This window comes from Stieleria maiorica, assembly GCF_008035925.1.
Classification (GTDB): Bacteria; Planctomycetota; Planctomycetia; order Pirellulales; family Pirellulaceae; genus Stieleria; species Stieleria maiorica.
In genome coordinates this window covers 2,109,759-2,129,836 of sequence record NZ_CP036264.1, presented here as the reverse complement: position 1 = coordinate 2,129,836, position 20,078 = coordinate 2,109,759, and the positions used below count along the sequence as shown (strand labels likewise).

Here is a 20,078-nt window from a genome sequence, read left to right as displayed (position 1 = left end):
CGGACGACGGCCCGGAAGGGCCATCGTACACCCAAAGGTGGTCATCCCATCCTGGACGCTCCCGAATGGCCATCCACCAACAATTCCCGCCTCCTTTTCGCGATTCCCCCCCTTCGCCAGAGAATCCCCCCACCATGTCCGAATCCGATCAGCCCAGCGATCGCCCCCAGCCACGTTTCCAGGTCGCCATCATCCCCGTGACGCCGCTGGAACAGAATTCATCGATCATCTGGTCGACCGAAACCATGGAAGCCGCGATCGTCGACCCGGGCGGCGAAGCCGAACGCATCGCCGCGGCGGTCGAAGAGCTGGGGGTCGAGGTCAAGGCCGTTTGGCTGACGCACGGTCACGTCGACCACGCCGGAGCCGCCGGTGCGATCAAGCAGAAATATGGCGTGCCGATCATCGGCCCACACGAAAAAGACCAATTCCTGCTCGATGCGATCGAATCGAGTTGTGCCAATTACGGAATCGACGGCGGCATGAATGTTACCCCCGATCGCTACCTCCACGAAGGCGACACGGTCGATTTGGCGGGGATCGAGTTCGACGTTTACGAGTGCCCGGGGCACACCCCCGGCCACATCGTGCTGGTCCAGCCCGAAGACTCCTTTGCGTTTGTCGGTGACGTGCTGTTCCGCGGATCGGTCGGCCGCACCGATTTTCCCTACGGCAATCACGAAGACCTGATTCGGTCGGTCGTCGAAAAACTATGGCCGCTGGGTAAGGAGATGCAATTCCTGCCCGGACACGGCCCGGCATCGACCTTCGGCCAAGAGCGGCTGGACAACGGCTTCGTCTCCGACCGGGCGCTCGGCATTCAGGAGAATTGACGTTCTTGTCTGACGTAACCCGAATTCTGAACGAAATCCAGCAGGGTAATCGCGCTTCGGCAAACGAGTTGCTGCCGTTGGTCTATGCGGAGCTGCGCCGGTTGGCCGGAAACCGGATGCGTCAGGAGGCGGCCGGACAGACGCTTCAACCCACGGCGCTGGTGCACGAAGCGTTCTTGCGGTTGGTCGGGGACGCCGCTGTGGAGTGGGATGGGCGATCCCATTTTTTTGCCGCCGCGGCCGAGGCGATGCGGAGGATTCTGATCGAAAATGCCCGGCGACGAAAAAGTGCCAAACGCGGCGGTGACGCACGTCGCCACCCGATTTCAGATGCCGACGCCATCGCCGACGCCATCGCCGATGCAGACGACCTGGACGACTTGCTGGACCTGGACGCCGCCCTGACCAAGTTGGCGGCCGATGAACCGGCGCTGGCAAAGCTGGTCGAATTGCGTTTTTTCGCGGGTTTGACGATCGAGGAATCCGCCAACACACTCGGCGTTTCGGTCCGCACCGTCACCCGCAATTGGGCGTTCGTCCGGGCCTGGCTGGGGCGGGAAATGAAATCCGGCGAAAAGGATTAGGATTTTGTGACCAGCGCGACACCGCGTTTTCGCATGACATCCTAGCGATCTAGCAAAGATTCGGATTTCAGGCATTCCCTCACTGCGTTCCCCAATGGCAATTGGTCAAGAAAAGTCGATCTTTCTCGAAGCCCTCGACATCGATTCACCCGAAGACCGTGATGCGTACCTCCGACGGGCGTGCCAGGGCGATCCGCAGTTACTCGCGTCGGTGTCCGACCTGTTGCGCGAACACTCGTGCACAGACAACCTGGTCGATCAGCCGATCGCGACCGTGCCGAGATCGGGTCCCGATCAGACGGACATGGCACCGGGACAGCCGATTCGCGGTGCGAATCATTTCCCCGGCACGATGGTCGGCCCCTACAAGCTGATGGAACAAATCGGCGAGGGCGGATTCGGATTGGTGTTTGTCGCCGACCAGCAGCATCCGGTGCGCCGCCGCGTCGCGTTGAAAGTCATCAAACCGGGGATGGAATCGCGCGAGGTGATCGCGCGGTTCGAAGCCGAACGCCAGGCGCTCGCCCTGATGGACCATCCCAACATCGCCCGCGTCTTTGATGCCGGTGTCGCCGATTCCGGCCAACCCTATTTCGTCATGGAACTGGTCCGCGGTGTGCCGCTGAACCAATTCTGTGACAATCATAAACTCGACACCCGCGAGCGTTTGCACCTGTTCATGACGCTCTGCCATGCCCTGCAACACGCCCACCAAAAAGGCATCATCCACCGCGACCTGAAACCGTCCAACATTCTGGTCACGCTGCAGGACGGCCAACCGCTGGCCAAGGTCATCGATTTCGGGGTCGCCAAAGCGATCGGACAAAGCTTGACGGGGAAAACCATCTACACCCGTTTCGCGTCGATGATCGGGACGCCGGCCTACATGAGTCCCGAGCAGGCCGAGATGAGCAATGTCGACATCGACACCCGTGCCGACATCTATTCGCTGGGGGTGCTGTTGTACGAACTGCTGACCGGGTCCACGCCGTTCGGCAAAGATCGTTTGGACAGCGCGGGGTTTGACGAATTGCGGCGGATCATTCGTGAAGAAGACCCGCCGCGGCCGAGCACCCGGCTCAGTACGCTGAACCAGGAATTGTCCAACACGGTCTCGGTCAATCGGCGGATCGAACCGGCGAAGCTGACTTCGATCGTCAAAGGTGACTTGGATTGGATCGTGATGAAGGCGATCGACAAGGACCGCAATCGTCGCTATCCCACCGCCGGCGCCCTGGCCGAAGACGTCTCGCGGTTCTTGTTGCAACAACCCGTCGAAGCGCGTCCGCCCTCGGCCGGTTATCGATTCTCGAAATTCGCACGACGCAACAAGGCCAGCATCACCACCGCCTCGCTCGTCTTTTCCGCGCTCGTGCTGGGGACCGTGATCAGTATTTGGCAAGCCGGGATCGCCGTCCGGGAAAGCCGCGCCAAACAGGTCGCACTGGATGAAAAACAGCTGGCGCTCAACAACGCTCGCGCCGCCGAGACCCGGGCCACGATCGCCAATGAGGAACTGGAACTGTTCACGCAGCGGCTGAAACAGGCGAATATCTTGCTCAGCTCCGGACGGGCCCATGCCGACTCCCAGCGCTGGGCCGAAGCCCACGACGACTACACCCGAGCCACCGAGACTCAGCCCCGATACCACCACGTCTGGATCGAACGCGCGTCGCTGTACGTCAAATTGGGGCTTTACGATCTGGCCGCCCGCGATTATCGCGAAGCCCTTGATCTGGGGGCACCGATTCACGGCCCCGAGTGGTGGGGTGTGCCGCAACTTTTCTGGCTCTCCGCCGACGATGACGCGTATCAAGAACTGTGCCGCCGAGTCGTAAAGCACGACGATGACCCGTTATCACTCGCTGCGACACGGGGATGCCTTGCCGGCCCGCAAGGGTATGTGTCGCCGAGCGAGATGGCGGAGCAAATGGAAGCGTCGATTTTGGCTGCCGAGATGGAGGCGGCAGAGATCAAGGCGGCGGAGATCGACTGCGAAACGGACGAAAGTAAAAACAGCACGCATCACGCCAACGATCGCGGTTCACGAAAATGGGGGCGAAAGACAATGCCGATGGGCGTGCTGTGGTACGCCGCCGGCTGGGCTCACTTTCGTGCCGGCCACTTCGAACAAGCGATCTTGCGACTGCAACAATCCGGATCCGACGACGCCCACTGGATGGGCAAGGGGATCGAAGCGCCGCTGTTGGCCATGGCCTATCACAAATCGGGGAAGGCGGCCGAGGCGCAGACCGCCTTGGATCAATCACAGGCCTTCTTGGACGAGCATCTCAACGAGACGTTGGGGCAATCCAGGCTCACCCCTGCCTTGCCCTGGTTCGACTGGGTCGATTTCCTGATCAATCATCGACATGCGCAAATCTTGATCACGGGAAAAACCCCGCCGGAAGACCCCCGCGTCACCGAGATCCGCGCGCAGGCAATCGCCTCGATCCAGTGACAACCGCGGATCGCCGTTTTCATTGTCATTGTTTTGAAAAAATCTTTGGCCAAGTCGAAGTGCCGTTTTCGCATTACCCTCCGTCACGAGCCACGCGTTCTTGACGCTCCGCCAATTCACTTGTTCGTCGACGTCGAATCGAGGAAGTCCGTCCATGGGACAATCCAATCACCTGATCGCCGTGCTGGCTCGTTCGATCGCAGTTCTTTCGATCGCAGTTCTTTCGATCGCAGTTCTTTCGATCGCAGCCCTCGGTCAGACGTCTCCGACCACGCATGCTGCCGAACCGCCGCACGCAGAAACGATCACCGTGCGAAATGCTTCACTGCAACTCGGCCAGACGAATCCCCAATTCCTCGCCCCGTCGTCACTTGTCTTTGCACTGGACGTCGATCGCAACGGAATCTTGACGGAGGACGAAATCGCGGGCGCTTCGCTTGCACTGGCCAAGCTGGATACCAATCTGGACGGGCGGGTGACAACCGATGAGTGGCGTGTCGAAGAGCGTGATCTGTGGAGCCAGCGACGCTGGAATCGAAACCGAGACACCGACAGCCCCGCTCCCACATTGATCACCGCCGATCAATTCGTCGAACAGGTCATGCCGTTGGATGTCGACCGAGACGGTGAAATTGGATCGGCCGAGTTGACGAGTTTCCTGCGCCCGCTGCTTCCGTTCGTGGACCAGGACGGCAGCGGAGGCATCGACAGGGACGAAGCCACGACGCTGTACCACTCGCTCAAGGGCATGCAGAACCGACAACAACTCTTCGCCGCATCCTACTCTCGCGGAGCCGTCGAACCGGCTTTGATCGAGCAAACGATCTCGCTGCTGGGCGAGCAGCAATCCGTCGAAATGGAGGTCCAATCGCATATCGACGGTCGGGAGAATACCCAAGCCATGCTCTATTGGTTTACGGTGGGAGCCATGTTCCTGTCCATTCTGGGGTTCGGCCATCTGTTGAATTGCCCCCCAAAGAAGCAGACCGGTTGGCGTGATGTGTGTGACGACCACTCCGCCGGACGACATGTCGTCGCTTCGGTCGTCTTCATCGCCGGACTGTCGGTGATCGATCTCGTCTGGACGATCCTGGCCAGCGGCAGCGATCACTTCATCGAACTCAATCCGGTCGGCAGCGAGCTCTTGGGGGATTACTCGATCGCCATCTTCAAACTGCTGACCCTGGCGCTCACGGTCACGCTGTTCCTGAGGCTTCGACACTTTCGCGGCGCACAAATCGGATCCTGGTGGATGTGTCTGGTCTGCACCCTGGTGACCTGGCGCTGGCTGGTCAGCGAGTCGATGTTCATCGACTAGTGCGGCTGACCCAGTGTAGAACCATTGTCTCAATTGTTCTCCCGCAGCCGCTTGCGGCTGCATCGCGATCCCGGTGATGTCGCTCCGCTTTCATGGGGAGAACAGCGGAGGACAGCGGCTCGACTCTTGGCGGTTCGACTCTTGGAAGAAATCTAGAATTCACTAGCAACGGAACGGTTCGGAGCACGAAAACGGTTTTAATCACCGTGCCCCTCCGTCGAAACGTTGTGGTTGAAACCTCATCATGTATGTCTCCTCACGTTCGCGTTTGGCGTCTATTGCGACCAGCTGGACTCTGATCCAACGCGCCCACGCGGGCGAGGACACGCGGGCATCGAATGCTCGATTCGGAATCATCGATCAGTACGGTGGTGCGGCGTGGAAGTATTTGCTGGGGGTCGCGCGCGACGAAACGCTCGCAGAGGACTTGTTCCAGGAGTTTGTGTTACGCATCCTGCGTGGCGATTTGTGCCGGGTGACCCCCCAAAAAGGTCGATTCCGCGACTACATCAAGTCGGTCCTGATCAATCTGGTTCGCGACCACTATCGCCAACACGAACGTCTGGCCGTCTCGCTCGGCGAAGAACGGACCGCCGCAGCGCCGACCTGCGACGAGCCCGCGGACGCGTTTGATTCCAGTTGGCGTGAAGCACTGCTGCGTGACACGTGGCAGGAGTTGAAACGCTGCCACCCGGCGCTGTTTGCCGTGCTCCATCTGCACGTCGATCGCGTCGATGAACCGGCCAGTGCGAAAGCGAGGCGGTTGGGGGAAACGCTCGGTCAGACATTCACTGCGAATCGGTTCCGCGTCACCTTGCACCGCGCCCGCGAGAAGTTTTCAGCCATCCTGCAAGACAAGGTGGCTGCGACGCTGGAAGATCCGAGTGAAGCATGCTTGCGACATGAGCTCAAACACCTGCGGCTGTTGCGATATTGCCGACGGGCCGATTCACCAGCCCCGTGAACACTTCCGGTGCCTAAACGCCCTCGCGGCCTGTTGATTTAACCGTTTTCGGTGAATCGGCAGGACCGGTACTAGCCCGACGCGCGATCGAGTGGATGCGCTACGCCCCTTGATCGTGTTGTGGGCGAGTCAATCAACACGCCTCGCGCACGTCGTGCCCCGTCGTCATGACGGCGATGATGTCTGCCAATCTCGCCGTCGCGGTGGTCGCCAGGGCGAAACCCGCGATCCCCAATGCGATCAACACCAACAACGTGATACGGAATCGCCCAAAGCTCTCCGGCGTGAACTGATCCGGTCCGATCAACAGCAACACCGTCGCGGCACACAGCGGCATCAATCCGGAAAGCACTTGAAAAAAGCGATTGCGATTCGGGATTCGGGAAAGCTCTTTGAACGCGATCTCGTGCAGGTTCTGATAGTCGCACAACAGCCGTGTGTAGAGAACGCGAATCGCGACGTAAGAGACGACATAGTAGTGCGTGATGATCGCGATCACGCCCGTCATGGCGAACGCGACCGAGATTTGCAGGATCACCCCTCGCGGGATCGGGCCGGCCATCACGTGCATCCCCAGCGGGATGACAACGGCAAACGGAAGCCACCCGACGCACCCCAGGACGATCGATGCCATGGGGAGACGTTGGGTCAGATGTCGCGCACGGTCGACATCGTCGGTGTCAGCGAACGTGTCCCGCTGGACACGACGCCAGCTTCGATAGGCAGCCAGCAGCGTGGGGTTGAGCATCGCAATCATGATCGCGATTACGACGACGTTGTACCAGATCACCATCCAAATGAACGCGTTCTGCTGGGCGGCGGACAGGTCCTTGATGACGACCAAGATGTTGTAAACCAGGTTGATGGCGCTGGCGGAAAAATTTGGCACCAGCGTGAAAAACAACAGAAACCCGAACGGCCGAGCGAGCGCCCAGCGGGTCCATCGCCCGGCCGGAGGAAAGCGGCGTTCGATCCGTAGCAAAGCAAAGCCGCCATTGAGCGCCGCGGCCAGTTCACCGGCGGTTTGAAAACGTCGCTCCGGATCGGGATCCAGACAGCGTCGGACGATCTTGGTCAACGGTGCCGAAACCTGAGATTCGTCGAGCTGGCGGCAGACCTGACCGATATCGCGTTGATGGGCAATGACCCGATCGATGTCACGACCGTCCAAGCTGCGGTCCTTGCCCGGTTTCCGCGACGAATCGACCAGCATCTCCAGCAAAACCGCACCGAGCGAGTAGATGTCGCTGCGCGGGTCGACCAGTTCCGGCCCGCTCGGATGGCTCGGGTTGAGTGCCCGAATGTGCTCCGGCGCCATGTAGCCGATCGTTCCTCCGAAGACAGCCGCGCCCACACGCGCCGCCCCCGTCGTCGGCATCGAATGGCTGAAATCGGTCAGCATCGGTTGACCGTACTGATTCATCATCACGTTGGCCGGCTTGATGTCCAAATGAAGGACCTTGCGGTGATGGGCGTATGACAGCGCCTCGGCCAGAAAGCAACCGATCCAACAAACCGCTTCGTCCAACTGGCACCGTGAAAGCACCTCGCGGTAACGCAGCTTGACCGGATCCAGCACCGCGCTGTGAATACTCAGCTGATCCAGAATCCGCAACATCGCTTGGCCGTTGCGTGCGTCGCGGGGCAGATCGCGTATCCGCCCGATCAACTTGTGCATCGTCGCTCCGGGCACGTATTGCATGCAGAGCAGCCGAATTCCGAGCGTTTCATCGACGGTTTCGGAATAGACCTGAACGACGTGGGCGTGTTCCAGCCGCGCCATCGTTCGCCCTTCCAATCCCAGATCCGCCGTGATCTTGACGGCCACCTCGCGGTCCAAAGAGGTTTGACGGGCCAAAAAAACTTTGCCGAACGCGCCCTCGCCCAGCAAGCGAATGATTTCAAATTCTCCGACCGACTCGCCGATCTTGGAAACCGCGGCGACGACGTGCTGGGAATGGGAAAGCAACGACGGCAAACTGGGCGCGAATTCGCTCCACTGCTCCGAATCCGCAAATGAATCCGCAAATGAATCGGATTCCAGCGGCGCCCCCTCCGTCACGGTTTCCTGATCGATGGGGGACGGCTCGTTCATCGCTCTGCGATCGCGCGGGGATTGTTGCGTTGCTTCGAATATAACATCGCCAATCGCCGATCAAACGTCGCATCCGAGGGGACTTCTGCGGAAAGAACACGAAGCGATGCAGCGTCCGTTTCATTGCTCCTATTTTCTTACCTCCAAAATCTTCCTACCTCACCACCCAGCAAGGGCGTCCTGTCACATCGATGAGAATCAGGAGAGTGATGGCAGAATCATGCGGGGCAGAATGATAAAACGCTCGTCGACTGGCGTAATACATCGCATCCCCGGGGCCGAACACGCGTCCGCGTCGCACCCTTTCGCACCGCCGGCGCATCAGCGTCAGGTCCGTCCCCAATCGCGGATTTTCGGCAGATTGCGGTACAGGAACCAATTGTAAAACCGCCTCGGCATCGTCCGACGCATGACCGAGAACAGCACCGCATCGACGCTTCCGTAGACTCGCAGCGGTGGCGAATTCTGTCGGATCACGCGGACGACTTTTTTGGCCACCGAATCCGGAGTCGCGACCGCGCGGTGCATCGCCCTGGCAATGAACCGATCCATGTGATGGTAATGCGCGTAATAGGGATGATCGCCATCGGCAAACGCCTGGGCGCTCAAGTTGGTGTAGGGGACCTTCTCAAAGGCGTCGCTGCGCATGAACCCCGGTTGGACCAGGGTGACCGAAATGTTCCACGGTTTCACCTCGTAATAAAGTGCTTCGCTGGCACCTTCGAGCGCGAACTTGGACGCAGAGTACACGCTCATGGTGGGCATCGCCATCATCCCGCCGACCGATGAGATGTTGATGATCTTGCCGCGCCGCTTTTCACGCATTCCCGGCAAGACACAACGAGTCAACTCGATCGGCGAGCGAAAGTTGATGTTCATCTGGTGCAGCCGCTCGGGTTCGGTCACGTGTTCGACGCAGGAGCGATAGGCGACGCCGGCGTTGTTGATCAAAACATCCACCCCGCCCAGTTTCGATGCGATCTCGCCGACGACAGCCAGTCGCTCTTCGGCGGACGTGACATCCAGTTCACGGATCCAGACGTCGTCCCGCTCGAAGATTCCTTCCTCGGCGAATCGCGACAGCGATGCCTTTCGAGCCGTAAGGACCAGGTGCAGGTCACGCCGGTGTTGTTCGCCGATCAAGCGTCGTCCGATGGCGAGCCCCAAACCGCAGGAGGCTCCGGTGACCAGGACAACTTGCCGGCCACTTTTCGGGCTGCCGTCCGGCACGCCCCGCCGTGTCGCTTCGGTGAGCGAGCGGGGCAGGCGGGGACAGGTTTTCAGAACACCGGACATGATCACCATCTCGACGAGGGATCCCCGTGCTCTCGGCAGGGCACACGGGAACCACGCTGCCTGATCGCCGGAACGCCAGAAACCCTGCGGTCGCCGAAGTGGCAATCCCTGTGCCCTGCGCGACCGAGCTTCTCGAGACCGAGCGTTAAACGCTGGCTCGGACCCCTTCGACCGCGTTCAGGGTGCCATCGGCGCCGTTCGCATGTTCACAGTCCCGCCCGCCGTGCCTCCGGTGTGATGATGAATGGGTGTCCGCTGCCGTGAATCTGCGCACCCCTGGTACGAAAGCGTGCAGCGGATCCGCGACCGGCGCGTCGTAACGACCGAGAAAACACTAGCTGGGCATTGTCCCTAAACCCGGCACGAGTCGTCTGTGGTAGCGGAATTCGCCAAGAATTTCGGCTTTTCCCGTGTGAACTGCTGCGAGTCGAAAGCCTTGGCGGCTTCCGCTATGGGTTGAGGGACAAAGCTTAATCGCCGATCGCATTGAAGAACTCCGCCCGCACGCGCAACCGGTCTTGCTTGAGTTGCTCGAATTGCATCATCTGGTCGCGTTGCTGATCGAATTGCAATTGTTGCTGCCACAGCTTGGGCGTTTCGGTACGGTCGGCCTGTTCGATCGCCTCATTCAGCTTGGAATAGACCATCGCACTTTCGTCCGGGATGAACTGGGCGGCATCCAATTTGGTGATGTCGATACTTTGTGGTAACGATCGCTCGGAGGCGACCAGGTTGGCGATCCCCGATTCATCGTCGGCAAGAATGCCGTCGACGATCTCCGTCAATTTTGCGAATTGCTCGTCTTTGCCTTCGATCACCATCGAACTGGAACGGGCGATCTCCTTGACGGCCAGCAACAACGTGACCGGACGAACCAGCGTCTCGCTGAGCCGCAGGATCTTTTCACTGTCCTCCAGTTCGCCGGTTTGGTCCCACGACTCACGCAACAAACGCCCCCGCAGGTCCGCCTGCTGCAATTCGGCCTTGGCACGGCGCAGCAGTCGACCGGTCAGCCCCGCGACGTCTTCGTTGGTGTAGGCGTTCAAACCCCGGTAGCCGATGTTTTCACGGTACTTGTCGCGAATCGCATCGAGCTCCTGGCGCCAGCGAAAGACTTCGGACAGGTACATCGCGATCACCGTCGATTTGTCGTCCGGTCCCAGCGCCAATGCGGTCATGACATCCGAACGGGTATCGCGCAAGTGATTGCACATGAATCGATAGCGAATGACCGACAAAGGTTGCTGCGCGAATTGCCGAGGTTGGAAAACGGCGGTCGCCGCGGCGACCAGTTCCTCCTTGGTGAATTTGAATTCAAGCGGCCCGGCCACCAACGTTTCAGGATCTTGCTGAATCGTCGCCAGCATGCGGGATTCGATCGAATCGGACAGGCAGCGCTCGAGGTCGGTTTGTTGTTGATCGCTGGTTCGCAATGCGTTGGTGTAGACGGCGTTGTTGAGTGCGCTCAAGGGGCGTGTTGCCGAAGCGAACGGCCCGCTGCGTGAACCGGACGGTTTGGCGCCCGAGTCGATCTCCAAAAAGACCACGCCCCGTTGTCGCAGCAGGTCCAATACCCGTGATTCCCGTCCGCGAGGTTTCGCCGCCGCGCTCGCCTCCAACGATTTGATGACCGCGTGCAGCGAGTCGATCCCGGTGTTGTCCACCACACCGCCGTCGAGCAACCGCAGCGCCTTGCGTTGACTTTGCCCGCGGATCGGCGGGGCTTCCGAATGGATCGTCAGCTTCGGCAATGACGATTCGGACAGCATGGAAACGCCGAAACCGAAGGGGAAATTCGAGGACAGCCGCACCGCGCGGGCCAGCGCAAGTTCCGGCACCGGGTCGTTCGCAAAATCACACAGCGGCAGCGGAGAGTATTCGTCGGCCCGGCCCGCCGACGGTGTCTCGGCGTGCGGCGATCCGACCAGCGATCCGCGGGTCAGGTTGGGAAATCCGACGATCACCCGACGTCCGCCGTCGGCGTCGCTGGTGTTGAACATGACCAGCGGCGACGGACGCCGCGGCGGCGGCGCTTGATCCGCCGAACCCGATGGATCATCGACCACGGGGGCAAGATGCGGTCCCGGTTGGTAAACCCGTTCCCATCCGAAGCGGTGACGCCAAAAGTGATACAGCCCTTCGCCGCGTGTCGAAAACGGAGTCAAAAAACCACGCAAAATCGGCGCCATGAAATCCATCGACATGTCGTCGGCCATCCGCGACGAAAACGCGGCGATGACGGTGGTCGTTTGCGCGTCGTCGCCCAGGGTTTTCCAGTCGCCGTTTTCTCGTAAACGCCCGATCTGGTCCGCCACTTCTTTGAACCGCTTCTGTTCTTGTTCCAACAGCTTGACGTCGACGATCTCGGACGTCGACGTGGTTTTCGACTTTTTGGATTTCGCCTTTTCCCTCGCCAGGCAGGCCCATCGGGAGAGTTTGTCTTGGGTCAGATCCAGCAGATCGTCGCGTACGCTGTAACGCAGATCCGGCACGTGATCGTCGGCCGGATAGCCGTCGTTCCAGACGTACCGGGCACTGGCCAAACTGCCTCCCGAGACACAGCTGATCAGGACGATGTGCTCTCCCCACGTCTTCTGATCGGCCCTGTCCGACACCTCGACCTGCCGCGCCTCGGGAAACTCGGTCATCGGCTCGGTCGCAAGCATCTGCAGCACCAGCGAAGTAAACAGCGCCGCGCGCGACCCGCCGCCGCTGGCGGCGACCATCACCACCGGGCCTTCGGGCGTCGATTCGATCCGTTTCTCCAGTGTGTCCAACCAATCGGTCGGTGTCGACGTCGGCTCGGATGCCAGCGCCTCGGATGCCTTCTCTGCCGCTGCCACACTCTCCTCCGGTTGGGCGTCGGCGATGTCGCTGAAACTGCCATGAATCACGATCGCCAGGATCAGCAGGAAGGTCAACAATCGTGCCGGCAGCGGTGTCGTTTTCTGCAGGAAGTCCGCCAAGGCGGCCAGCACGACCCACAAGATGGCGATGTGAATCAACGCTGCGATGCTGAACAATCGGTACGAGGCACCGGGAAGTTCGTAGCTGGCGGTCAACCACAGCACTTCCAAGATCACGCCCATCGCCGCCAGCCACGAGAGCACTTCACCACACGCTTGCCACGCCGACCGGGGCTGTATGTCCCCTTCGGCCGTCAAGGACGATGCAAGCTGCATCCGCCGCGTCAAGGTCTTGCCGGCCAACATGCGATCGGCCCCCAGGATTCGGCCGGCCAACAGCCAGATGGCGACCAAGATCAACCACAAGCCGACCGAATTGACAAACCCACCGAACAGCACGTAGGGCGTGTTCAATTCGATCCCGACGGAGAAGAACAGCACCATCCCGATCGCGAACAGAACCGCCGGCACGACATACCCCGACACGCCGCGTCCCAACCGCGACAGCTTCCTGGCGATCCAGATCAGCCACCCGTTGATCCATTGCGCCGGCCCGAACACGCTTTTGAATTGAATCTCCGGCCAAATGAATCGCAGCAACGTGGTCACATAGACAAACGCCAGCACGGCCAACAACAACAGGAACCAGAACGTCCATTGATTCCACGTCAGCGTCGGCCGGATCAAATTGGTGACCTGCGGAACCCCGAACAGCATGAACCCCGAGAGACACGCCGCGATAATCAAGAACAGGTTATCGCTGGATGCGTCTCGGATCGTCTTCAAGCGGGAGTGTCGCTCCGGTTGCTCAGCGTCCGTCATGAGTTGCCCCCCAATCGGTAAACGTCTGATGAGTAACGCCGCGAGGGGATCGTCGCCTTCGCAGCCACCCCCTCGGTTATACCATCTCTAGGCCCCAAGGTGGAGAGAGCAATCGTTTTTCACATCGCTGCCCAATCGGTCGGTCCCGTGAGGCGTCCTTCCGCGATCCACCGGACCGCCACCGGGCGAACCATCACCAACCCCAGCTCCCCACCACCATTTCTTGACCCCACAACCGCGAATCGCCCATGAATCCCGACTCCTTGAATTGACGAATCACGTGCGGCGGCGAATCAGACGGCATCGCCTCGTTGACGATCTCGGCCGCCAGAAGTTGAACGTCTTGCCACTTGCCGCTGCTGAAAAACCGGTGGGGTCCGGTGTCGATGGCTGACTCTTCACTGAGAAACTGTAACGCTTCGAATCGCATGTCATCGGCCCATTCACCACCATTTTTTGACCACGCCATTTTTTGACCACGCCCCCACAGCAAAAACGCAGGGGCACGCGAACCGAACCGGCAACGATCCTTCCGCGCTCCCAACGAGCGCGGCCTCATTGAAGCTCTCCGCACGGCGGCGTCGGCACCGTCTTGACGCGGCCCTGCCGCGCTCCAAACGTGCATGTCCTCGTTGCCGCACCGAGGAGGTGCTCGCGTTGGCTACAATGCGTTGTGGGCACCTGGATGCTTTTTTCCATGACGCAGCGAGCGTCGTGACCCAGCGGTGAACGGCAGGGGAAACAACGTGCTCAGAAACATGAACGCTCCATTTTCGGCCAAAGTGGAGTTGTCTCTTATTGTCGCGGGGGAACGCTTCCAGCTCGGACAACTCGGGCCGGATTTTGCGCTCCTACGAACGCCACAGACGATCGATGCCGCCGTGGGCGTGATTGAGACGATCATTGATGACACGGTCTCTCGCCGGTGCGTGCGGATCACTGGCCCTCCCGACGGTGATTCAAGACGCGTTGAGTTTGAATCGCTGTGATCGAGGCGATCGAGCGTCGCACGCGGTTGCGATGGGGATGGCAGAATGATGGTGGGGAAGCTGTCGTGGGTGGACGTTCTCGAAGGGACGTCGAACGGGGAGCGTGAGGACTGTGGGGCGAATCGGAGATTCGCGGGGGAGCAGTTGGGACAACGGCTCTACACTCGGCACAGGGGAGAGTCGCGGGGGACCGTGGGGCGAATCGGAGATTCGCGGGGGAGCAGTTGGGACAACGGCTCTACACTGGGCGGCGCCCGTTTAATCGCCGATGCTGAGGTCCAGGCCGTGGGCTTCGTAGACCAGGTCGGCCTCGCGGGCTTGGTGGTGCTTTAGCGAGGTGAGCAGCCACGTGACCCGCTGGCGTATGTCGGCGTGGTCAATCGACTCGCCTGCGCCCTCGGATCGCAAGTGCTCGATCGTCGCCTCGCAACGCCGAATCATCTCGTCAAACTCCTGTTGCAGCCGGTCCACGCGGTGGTAGTACTTGCCGCCCGGGACCTTCAATTCCGCAATCAAGCCGCCCGCCGATTCCCCTCGCTGACGCGCCTCCCCGAGCGACGCCCGCAACAGACTGAGCGCCTGGTACACTCCGTCCTTCCAATCCCATTCACGCCCCGGCGCCGGCGCCGTCAAACACGCCTCCGCCCGGTGAGTGGCCATCAAGATCCGCACGCGTTCACTTCGCCCCTCTTCAAGGGAGGTTTCCTGCAGTGCCGCAAGCCGATCGTTGGGGGGACGCTTTGTCCCGTTTGATTTGGACATGGTTCGAAGGCGGTGAAAGGTGATTGATGACTGACGCTGTGAAACACAGAGACCGGGAGTCGACGAAAGGCCGACGTTTGCTTGAAGGCAATTTCTATGCCGATCGGCGGAAGGCCGAAGACCTTCGAAATCGGCGCTGACGCGGCGGCCGATCACGTCAAGTTGGCTACAACTTGTCGCGGTGAGCGGACAAACTGTCCGGCGACTTTTCGCCGGTGAACAGTCGCCTGCGAACTCGGTGGCGGGCCACGGCGTAGCTAATCTCCCGGACGACACCTCGAAATCGATGCCCCCGCCCTCCTGGAATCTCCTTTCCGCGATGCACGATGACTGAATCACGAGCCTGGAAAATCCTGATTGTCGACGAAGCCCCCCAAAGCCGTGCGACGATGGCCCGCTGGCTCGGCGGGCGCGGCTACAACCCGGTGGCGGTCCCCGACGGCGAGTCGGCGGTCGAGTTGATCGGCGAGGGTGTGGCGGTGATCATCACCGATTTAAACATGCCCAAGACCGACGGATTGGCACTGTTGGAAATCGCCAAGCAGAAGGCGCCTCACGCGATCGTGATCGTCGTCTCGGATGTCGAGAGCGTCGACGCGGCCGTGGCGGCGTTGAAAGCCGGTGCCGATGATTTCATCCCCAAGCCGGTGAACCTGAGCGAGCTGACCGAGCGGATCGAAGCGGCACTCCGCCGCCGGGCGATGGCCGAGCAGATTGCGGCGCTACAGTCCCAGCTGACCCAGCAACAGGGGCTGGACAACATGATCGGAACGAGTGCCGCGATCCGCGCCCTGTTCGAAAAAATCCGTCTCGTCGCGGACACCCGCAGCACCGTGTTGATCACCGGAGAAAGCGGCACCGGAAAGGAGCTGGTCGCGCGGTCGATCCACCGGCTGAGCCGCCGCGCGGGCAAACCGCTGATCCCCGTCAACTGTGCCGCGCTGCCGGAGTCACTGGTCGAAAGCGAATTGTTCGGTCACAAAAAAGGCGCCTTCACCGGCGCCAGCTCCGACCGCAAGGGTTTGTTTGAAACGGCGGCCGGCGGCACGCTGTTCATCGACGAAATCGGCGAATTGGATCTCGCACTCCAAGCCAAGCTGTTGCGTGCACTGGAAAACCGCACGGTCATGCCGATCGGCGGGTCCCGAGAAATTGATGTCGATGTGCGGCTGGTCGCTGCGACCAATCGAGAACTCTTGCAGCAGGTCCAATCCAAGGAGTTCCGCGAGGATCTGTACTTTCGGCTCAAGGTGGTCGAATTGACGTTGCCGCCGCTGCGCGAACGCAAGGACGACATCCCGCTGCTGATCCGCCACTTCATCGATCAACTCTCCACCGAAAACGAGCGGCCCGTCCGAGACATTTCGGCCCCCGCACTGGAAGCGATGATGGCTTACAAGTGGCCCGGTAACGTTCGCGAACTGCGGAATACGCTGGAGGGCATCATCGTGTTGACGCTGGACGAAATCATCGACGAAAAACACCTGCCACCCCACATCATCGGCGCCGAATCCGCTCAGACGATCATCCAACCCGGCATGACACTGGCGGAAATTGAACGTGAAGCGATCCGCAGAACGCTGGAACACACCGGCGGCCACCGGACGCAATCCGCCGAACTGCTGGGCATCAGCGTGCGGACGCTGCAGCGCAAGCTGAAAGAGTACGAATTGGAAACCTAGTGCGTTGTTCCATTGGCACGTTGACGATACCTATCAAGGTCGCCGTGTTCTCCGAACTCGGCGCACCCGAAAAAGCGAAGCGTTGCCCCGCGCCGACATCGCAGACAGCGACGACTGTCCAGACCAATCGAAGAGGAAGCTGCGGCAGACGACTCGCGTCACGACACCGGCGCCGGCCGGCGGAATCACTCGCGGGAAGCGGGGGTGATCTTGAGCTGGACTTCTTGGTCGCCTCTTCGCACCGTGATCCCGACTTCCTCGCCGATCTTCAGCGCTTCGATGGCGTAGGTGTAATCGTAGATGTCTTCGATCGTCTTGCCGGCCAATTCGATGATCACGTCACCGCCTTGGAGGCCCGCTTTGGCGGCCGGGCCGTCACCGGCAACCCCGCTTAATTTCAAACCCTTGATCTTGCCCGCGGCGTAGTCCGGCACGGTTCCCAAATACGCGGTCAGCCGCGCCCGCGGCACTTCCTCTTCCTGCCGCTCGCCTTCATCCAGCTTGAACTCGGGAACCGAGTCATCGCTGAGCATCCCGCGGGCGATCAAGGCGAATAACCGCGCCGTGTCGGCCGCGCCCTGGTAGTTCAGCTTTTCTTTGGTGTCCCTGGGCGTGTGGTAGTCTTCGTGGGCACCGGTGAACGCCGACAAGATGGGCACGTCGCGGGCGACGAACGCCGACGCGTCGGTCGGCAATCGCGTGCTGGTTTTGTCCAGGGTCAGCGAAAGACCGACCGGGACGTTGCGGCGGTTGACCAAGGATTCGAACTTCGGCGACGAACCGATCCCCTGGATCACCAATTTCTCGCGCAAGCGGCCGACCATGTCCAAGTTCAGGTAGGCGGCGATCGCCGGATTCAGTGATGCCGCATCGGTCGTCATCCCGTGAGCCCGCGCCACCCGCTCGGCTTCTTCGTCGACCTCCGCTTGGGGTGCGTCGGGATAAAGCGTGTGGAACGATTCGATGAACGCCTGGGATCCGAACAGGCCCAGCTCCTCACCACTCCAGCCGGCAACGACCAGGTCGCGTTTGGTTTTCAAGCGTCCGGCCCGTTGTTCGTCGGCCAGGTATTGCGCGATTTCCAACATCGCCGCGACCCCCGATGCATTGTCATCGGCGCCTTGATGGATCATGTCCTGCTCGTCGTCCTTGGCCAGCGAATTGCTGCCGGCGCCGCGCCCCAAATGGTCGACGTGGGCGCCCAGCATGACGAACGGGTAAGTCGGTTCGGCGTCGTCGCCGCTGGGCAGTCGCGCGATCACGTTTCGCCCGGTTCCGGTCTTCCGCTCGATCTCGATCGTGGTGGCGACCTTGGCGCCTTCCAAGATGTACCCCATCGCCAGCGAACCGTCGTCGAGTTGCGACTGCTGTTCTTTCAAATCTCCGTCGGCGTCGGAGAACAGTTTGGCGGCCATCGCGTTGGTGATCGAGATGGCGGCGATGCTGACGCCGGCCGAGGCGGTGGAATCAAACCGGATCAGCTCGTTTTGGACCTTGCTGGTCGGTCCGGCGACGAAAATGATCCCCTTGGCCCCCATGTCGCGGGCGAAGGTCGCCTTGCGTCGCGGGGAACTGAAACGGGCCAGTTGCTGCCGTCGCTCGGGCGTGATGTCCTGGGGCAGATCACGAAACACCATCACCCAGCGGCCCGCGACATTCAAATGGACATAGCTGTCGTATTCCGGCGCATCCTCGCTGGCCGGCACACGCATCCCGTAGCCGGCAAAGATGACTTCGGTGGCATCCAAAGATCCGTCGGCGGAAAAGGAAAGCGGACGCCAATCTTTATCCAGCGTCGCCGTGTGGTCACCGATCACCAGCGAATTGTTGTCGGTCAGCGAACAGCCGGCGGGGAATTCGAATTCGTCAAAGAACGTTCCCGACTCGCCGGCGGGAACAAACCCCAGACTTTCCAGATAGGCGGCAACGTAGGCCGTCGCCCGACGTTCGCCTTCGGTGCCGGTCAATCGGCCTTCCAGTTCGGGCCGCGTCAAGTAATCGACGTGGCGGGCGATGTCGGCGGGGGTGAATTGCGGCGACGTGGTTTCGGCCGCGCTGAGCGCCGCCAGCCGATCCTCCGATTCCGAATCGGTCAATCCCAGCCGCTTGCGAATCTCGGCGTCGTTCCAGTTGCCCAGAAAGATCTGGGAGCGTTTTTCGGGGGTGCGATTGCTGGTCCAGGCCATCCGATCGCCGCCGGGCAGGAAAACGGGCAGCCCGTCAAAGCCATCGGTGCAGGTCACGCGGACCGGTTGCCCTTGGCCGTCGGCGCGGACGCAGTAAAGTTCAAAGTTGCCGAAGCCATGACGGTTGGTGGTGAAGATCAAGTAGTCACCGCTGGGATGGTAGAACGGCGCCCAACTCATCGCGTTGATCTCGGTCAGCCGGCGGACGTCGGTCCCGTCACTGGCCATCGTGTAAATCTCCGCCGTCGTCCCGTCTTCGGAAAACCGTCGCCAGCAGATGCGTTTTCCGTCGGGCGAAAAGAATGGGCCGCCGTCGTACCCGCGGACATCGGTCAACCGTCGAACATTCGATCCGTCGGCATCCATGATGTACAGATCGATGAAGTAGGACTTGTCGGTCTTCAGCAACTCGGCGTCGCGCTGCGAGAGCGATTCGGTATACGCGGCGCGATTGGACGCAAAAACGATTTGAGTCCCGTCGGGGCTGTAGCTGCCTTCGGCGTCATAGCCCTGCGCGTCGGTGATCCGGTTGTACGATCCGTCGGCCAATCGTTCGTAGATTTCGAACTCGGGGTCATAGTCCCAGGAGTATCGCGGTTGTTTGCCGCTGCGCCGCAGTTCCAGCAGCTCGTTTTGTTTTTCGACCGACGTTTCGTCATGGTGGGTGCTGGAAAACAACACGCGATCGCCGTCGGGGTGGATCCAGGCGCATGTCGTCTTGCCGTGGCCGGGGGAGACTTGATCCAGGTCTCCGGTTTCCAGATCCATCACAAAGATTTGGTAGAACGGGTTGGCCGGATCACGCTCGCTTTGAAACACCATGCGTTTTCCGTCGCGGCTGAAGTAGCCTTCGCCGGCGCGTCGCCCGTCAAAGGTGATTTGTCGCGCGTCGCTGATCAATTCCGCTTCCTTTGCGGGAGACAGCTCGGCCGACGGATCGGCTGACGGGTCGGCCGGTGGTTGAGCGGCAAGGAAGCTGGCGGGAAGGGTCAGCAGCAGCAGGAAAGCGAGTTGTCGCATCGGTATTTCAATCAAGGTTTTCTGGCTATGTGGGAGACACGTGGTACCGACAGCCTGTTCGGTGGTCGACAGCGTGTTGTCGTAGATCATATCAGAACGCGTTTTCGTGGTAGACCGCTCGTCGTATACCGCAGCTTCGTGTTCGGTTTGGGCGGACAGT

The 20,078-nt window shown here is 60.7% G+C and carries 13 protein-coding genes; 7 read left to right on the top strand and 6 right to left on the bottom strand.

What is annotated here, in order from left to right; genetic code table 11:
- Positions 1-134 precede the first annotated feature (134 nt).
- From Mal15_RS07205 to Mal15_RS07185, 5 genes are all read left to right on the top strand, one after another.
- Positions 135-833 (top strand): MBL fold metallo-hydrolase, encoded by a 699-nt coding sequence (locus Mal15_RS07205; protein WP_147867137.1) that lies wholly within the window; start codon positions 135-137, stop codon positions 831-833.
- A gap of 5 nt (positions 834-838) precedes the next feature.
- The gene (locus tag Mal15_RS07200; protein ID WP_147867136.1) at positions 839-1,417 is read left to right on the top strand and encodes a sigma-70 family RNA polymerase sigma factor; all 579 of its coding nucleotides are present in this window, start codon (positions 839-841) and stop codon (positions 1,415-1,417) included.
- A 94-nt stretch (positions 1,418-1,511) separates the two neighbouring features.
- Entirely contained in the window at positions 1,512-3,878 is a 2,367-nt protein-coding gene (locus tag Mal15_RS07195) for a serine/threonine protein kinase (protein ID WP_147867135.1), read from the top strand.
- A 154-nt stretch (positions 3,879-4,032) separates the two neighbouring features.
- On the top strand, positions 4,033-5,196 hold the full coding sequence (locus tag Mal15_RS07190) for an EF-hand domain-containing protein (RefSeq protein ID WP_147867134.1): 1,164 nt from the start codon (positions 4,033-4,035) through the stop codon (positions 5,194-5,196).
- A 244-nt stretch (positions 5,197-5,440) separates the two neighbouring features.
- Complete coding sequence (locus Mal15_RS07185; RefSeq protein ID WP_147867133.1) at positions 5,441-6,160, top strand: RNA polymerase sigma factor; 720 nt, start codon at positions 5,441-5,443, stop codon at positions 6,158-6,160.
- 133 nt (positions 6,161-6,293) lie between these two features.
- Here the strand turns inward: Mal15_RS07185 and Mal15_RS07180 are convergent, their stop codons facing one another.
- From Mal15_RS07180 to Mal15_RS07165, 4 genes are all read right to left on the bottom strand, one after another.
- A complete protein-coding gene (locus tag Mal15_RS07180; protein ID WP_147867132.1) occupies positions 6,294-8,255 on the bottom strand; it encodes a serine/threonine protein kinase in 1,962 nt (653 codons plus the stop codon).
- A 327-nt stretch (positions 8,256-8,582) separates the two neighbouring features.
- Positions 8,583-9,551 carry an SDR family NAD(P)-dependent oxidoreductase gene (locus Mal15_RS07175; protein WP_147867131.1) on the bottom strand — a complete coding sequence of 323 codons (969 nt, stop codon included), beginning with the start codon at positions 9,549-9,551 and terminating at the stop codon, positions 8,583-8,585.
- Between the two features lie 470 nt (positions 9,552-10,021).
- The gene (locus Mal15_RS07170) at positions 10,022-13,279 is read right to left on the bottom strand and encodes a patatin-like phospholipase family protein (protein WP_147867130.1); all 3,258 of its coding nucleotides are present in this window, start codon (positions 13,277-13,279) and stop codon (positions 10,022-10,024) included.
- Between the two features lie 193 nt (positions 13,280-13,472).
- Entirely contained in the window at positions 13,473-13,748 is a 276-nt protein-coding gene (locus Mal15_RS07165; protein WP_147867129.1) for a hypothetical protein, read from the bottom strand.
- A 289-nt stretch (positions 13,749-14,037) separates the two neighbouring features.
- Here Mal15_RS07165 and Mal15_RS07160 point away from each other — a divergent pair, with 289 nt between their 5' ends.
- The gene (locus Mal15_RS07160; protein ID WP_147867128.1) at positions 14,038-14,268 is read left to right on the top strand and encodes a hypothetical protein; all 231 of its coding nucleotides are present in this window, start codon (positions 14,038-14,040) and stop codon (positions 14,266-14,268) included.
- A gap of 258 nt (positions 14,269-14,526) precedes the next feature.
- On the opposite strand, the gene Mal15_RS07155 is transcribed toward Mal15_RS07160, so the two are convergent.
- Complete coding sequence (locus Mal15_RS07155; protein WP_147867127.1) at positions 14,527-15,030, bottom strand: hypothetical protein; 504 nt, start codon at positions 15,028-15,030, stop codon at positions 14,527-14,529.
- Positions 15,031-15,356: 326 nt separating this feature from the next.
- Here Mal15_RS07155 and Mal15_RS07150 point away from each other — a divergent pair, with 326 nt between their 5' ends.
- Positions 15,357-16,712 carry a sigma-54-dependent transcriptional regulator gene (locus tag Mal15_RS07150; protein ID WP_147867126.1) on the top strand — a complete coding sequence of 452 codons (1,356 nt, stop codon included), beginning with the start codon at positions 15,357-15,359 and terminating at the stop codon, positions 16,710-16,712.
- Positions 16,713-16,897: 185 nt separating this feature from the next.
- Here Mal15_RS07150 and Mal15_RS07145 read toward each other — a convergent pair whose 3' ends face one another.
- On the bottom strand, positions 16,898-19,918 hold the full coding sequence (locus tag Mal15_RS07145; RefSeq protein ID WP_147867125.1) for a M20/M25/M40 family metallo-hydrolase: 3,021 nt from the start codon (positions 19,916-19,918) through the stop codon (positions 16,898-16,900).
- Positions 19,919-20,078 lie beyond the last annotated feature (160 nt).

Coding starts and splice junctions, on each gene's coding strand:
- Mal15_RS07205 (WP_147867137.1), top strand. CDS start 135: ATGTCCGAATCCGATCAGCCCAGCGATCGCCCCCAGCCACGTTTCCAG.
- Mal15_RS07195 (WP_147867135.1), top strand. CDS start 1,512: ATGGCAATTGGTCAAGAAAAGTCGATCTTTCTCGAAGCCCTCGACATC.
- Mal15_RS07190 (WP_147867134.1), top strand. CDS start 4,033: ATGGGACAATCCAATCACCTGATCGCCGTGCTGGCTCGTTCGATCGCA.
- Mal15_RS07185 (WP_147867133.1), top strand. CDS start 5,441: ATGTATGTCTCCTCACGTTCGCGTTTGGCGTCTATTGCGACCAGCTGG.
- Mal15_RS07180 (WP_147867132.1), bottom strand. CDS start 8,255: ATGAACGAGCCGTCCCCCATCGATCAGGAAACCGTGACGGAGGGGGCG.
- Mal15_RS07175 (WP_147867131.1), bottom strand. CDS start 9,551: ATGTCCGGTGTTCTGAAAACCTGTCCCCGCCTGCCCCGCTCGCTCACC.
- Mal15_RS07170 (WP_147867130.1), bottom strand. CDS start 13,279: ATGACGGACGCTGAGCAACCGGAGCGACACTCCCGCTTGAAGACGATC.
- Mal15_RS07165 (WP_147867129.1), bottom strand. CDS start 13,748: ATGGCGTGGTCAAAAAATGGTGGTGAATGGGCCGATGACATGCGATTC.
- Mal15_RS07160 (WP_147867128.1), top strand. CDS start 14,038: ATGAACGCTCCATTTTCGGCCAAAGTGGAGTTGTCTCTTATTGTCGCG.
- Mal15_RS07155 (WP_147867127.1), bottom strand. CDS start 15,030: ATGTCCAAATCAAACGGGACAAAGCGTCCCCCCAACGATCGGCTTGCG.
- Mal15_RS07150 (WP_147867126.1), top strand. CDS start 15,357: ATGACTGAATCACGAGCCTGGAAAATCCTGATTGTCGACGAAGCCCCC.
- Mal15_RS07145 (WP_147867125.1), bottom strand. CDS start 19,918: ATGCGACAACTCGCTTTCCTGCTGCTGCTGACCCTTCCCGCCAGCTTC.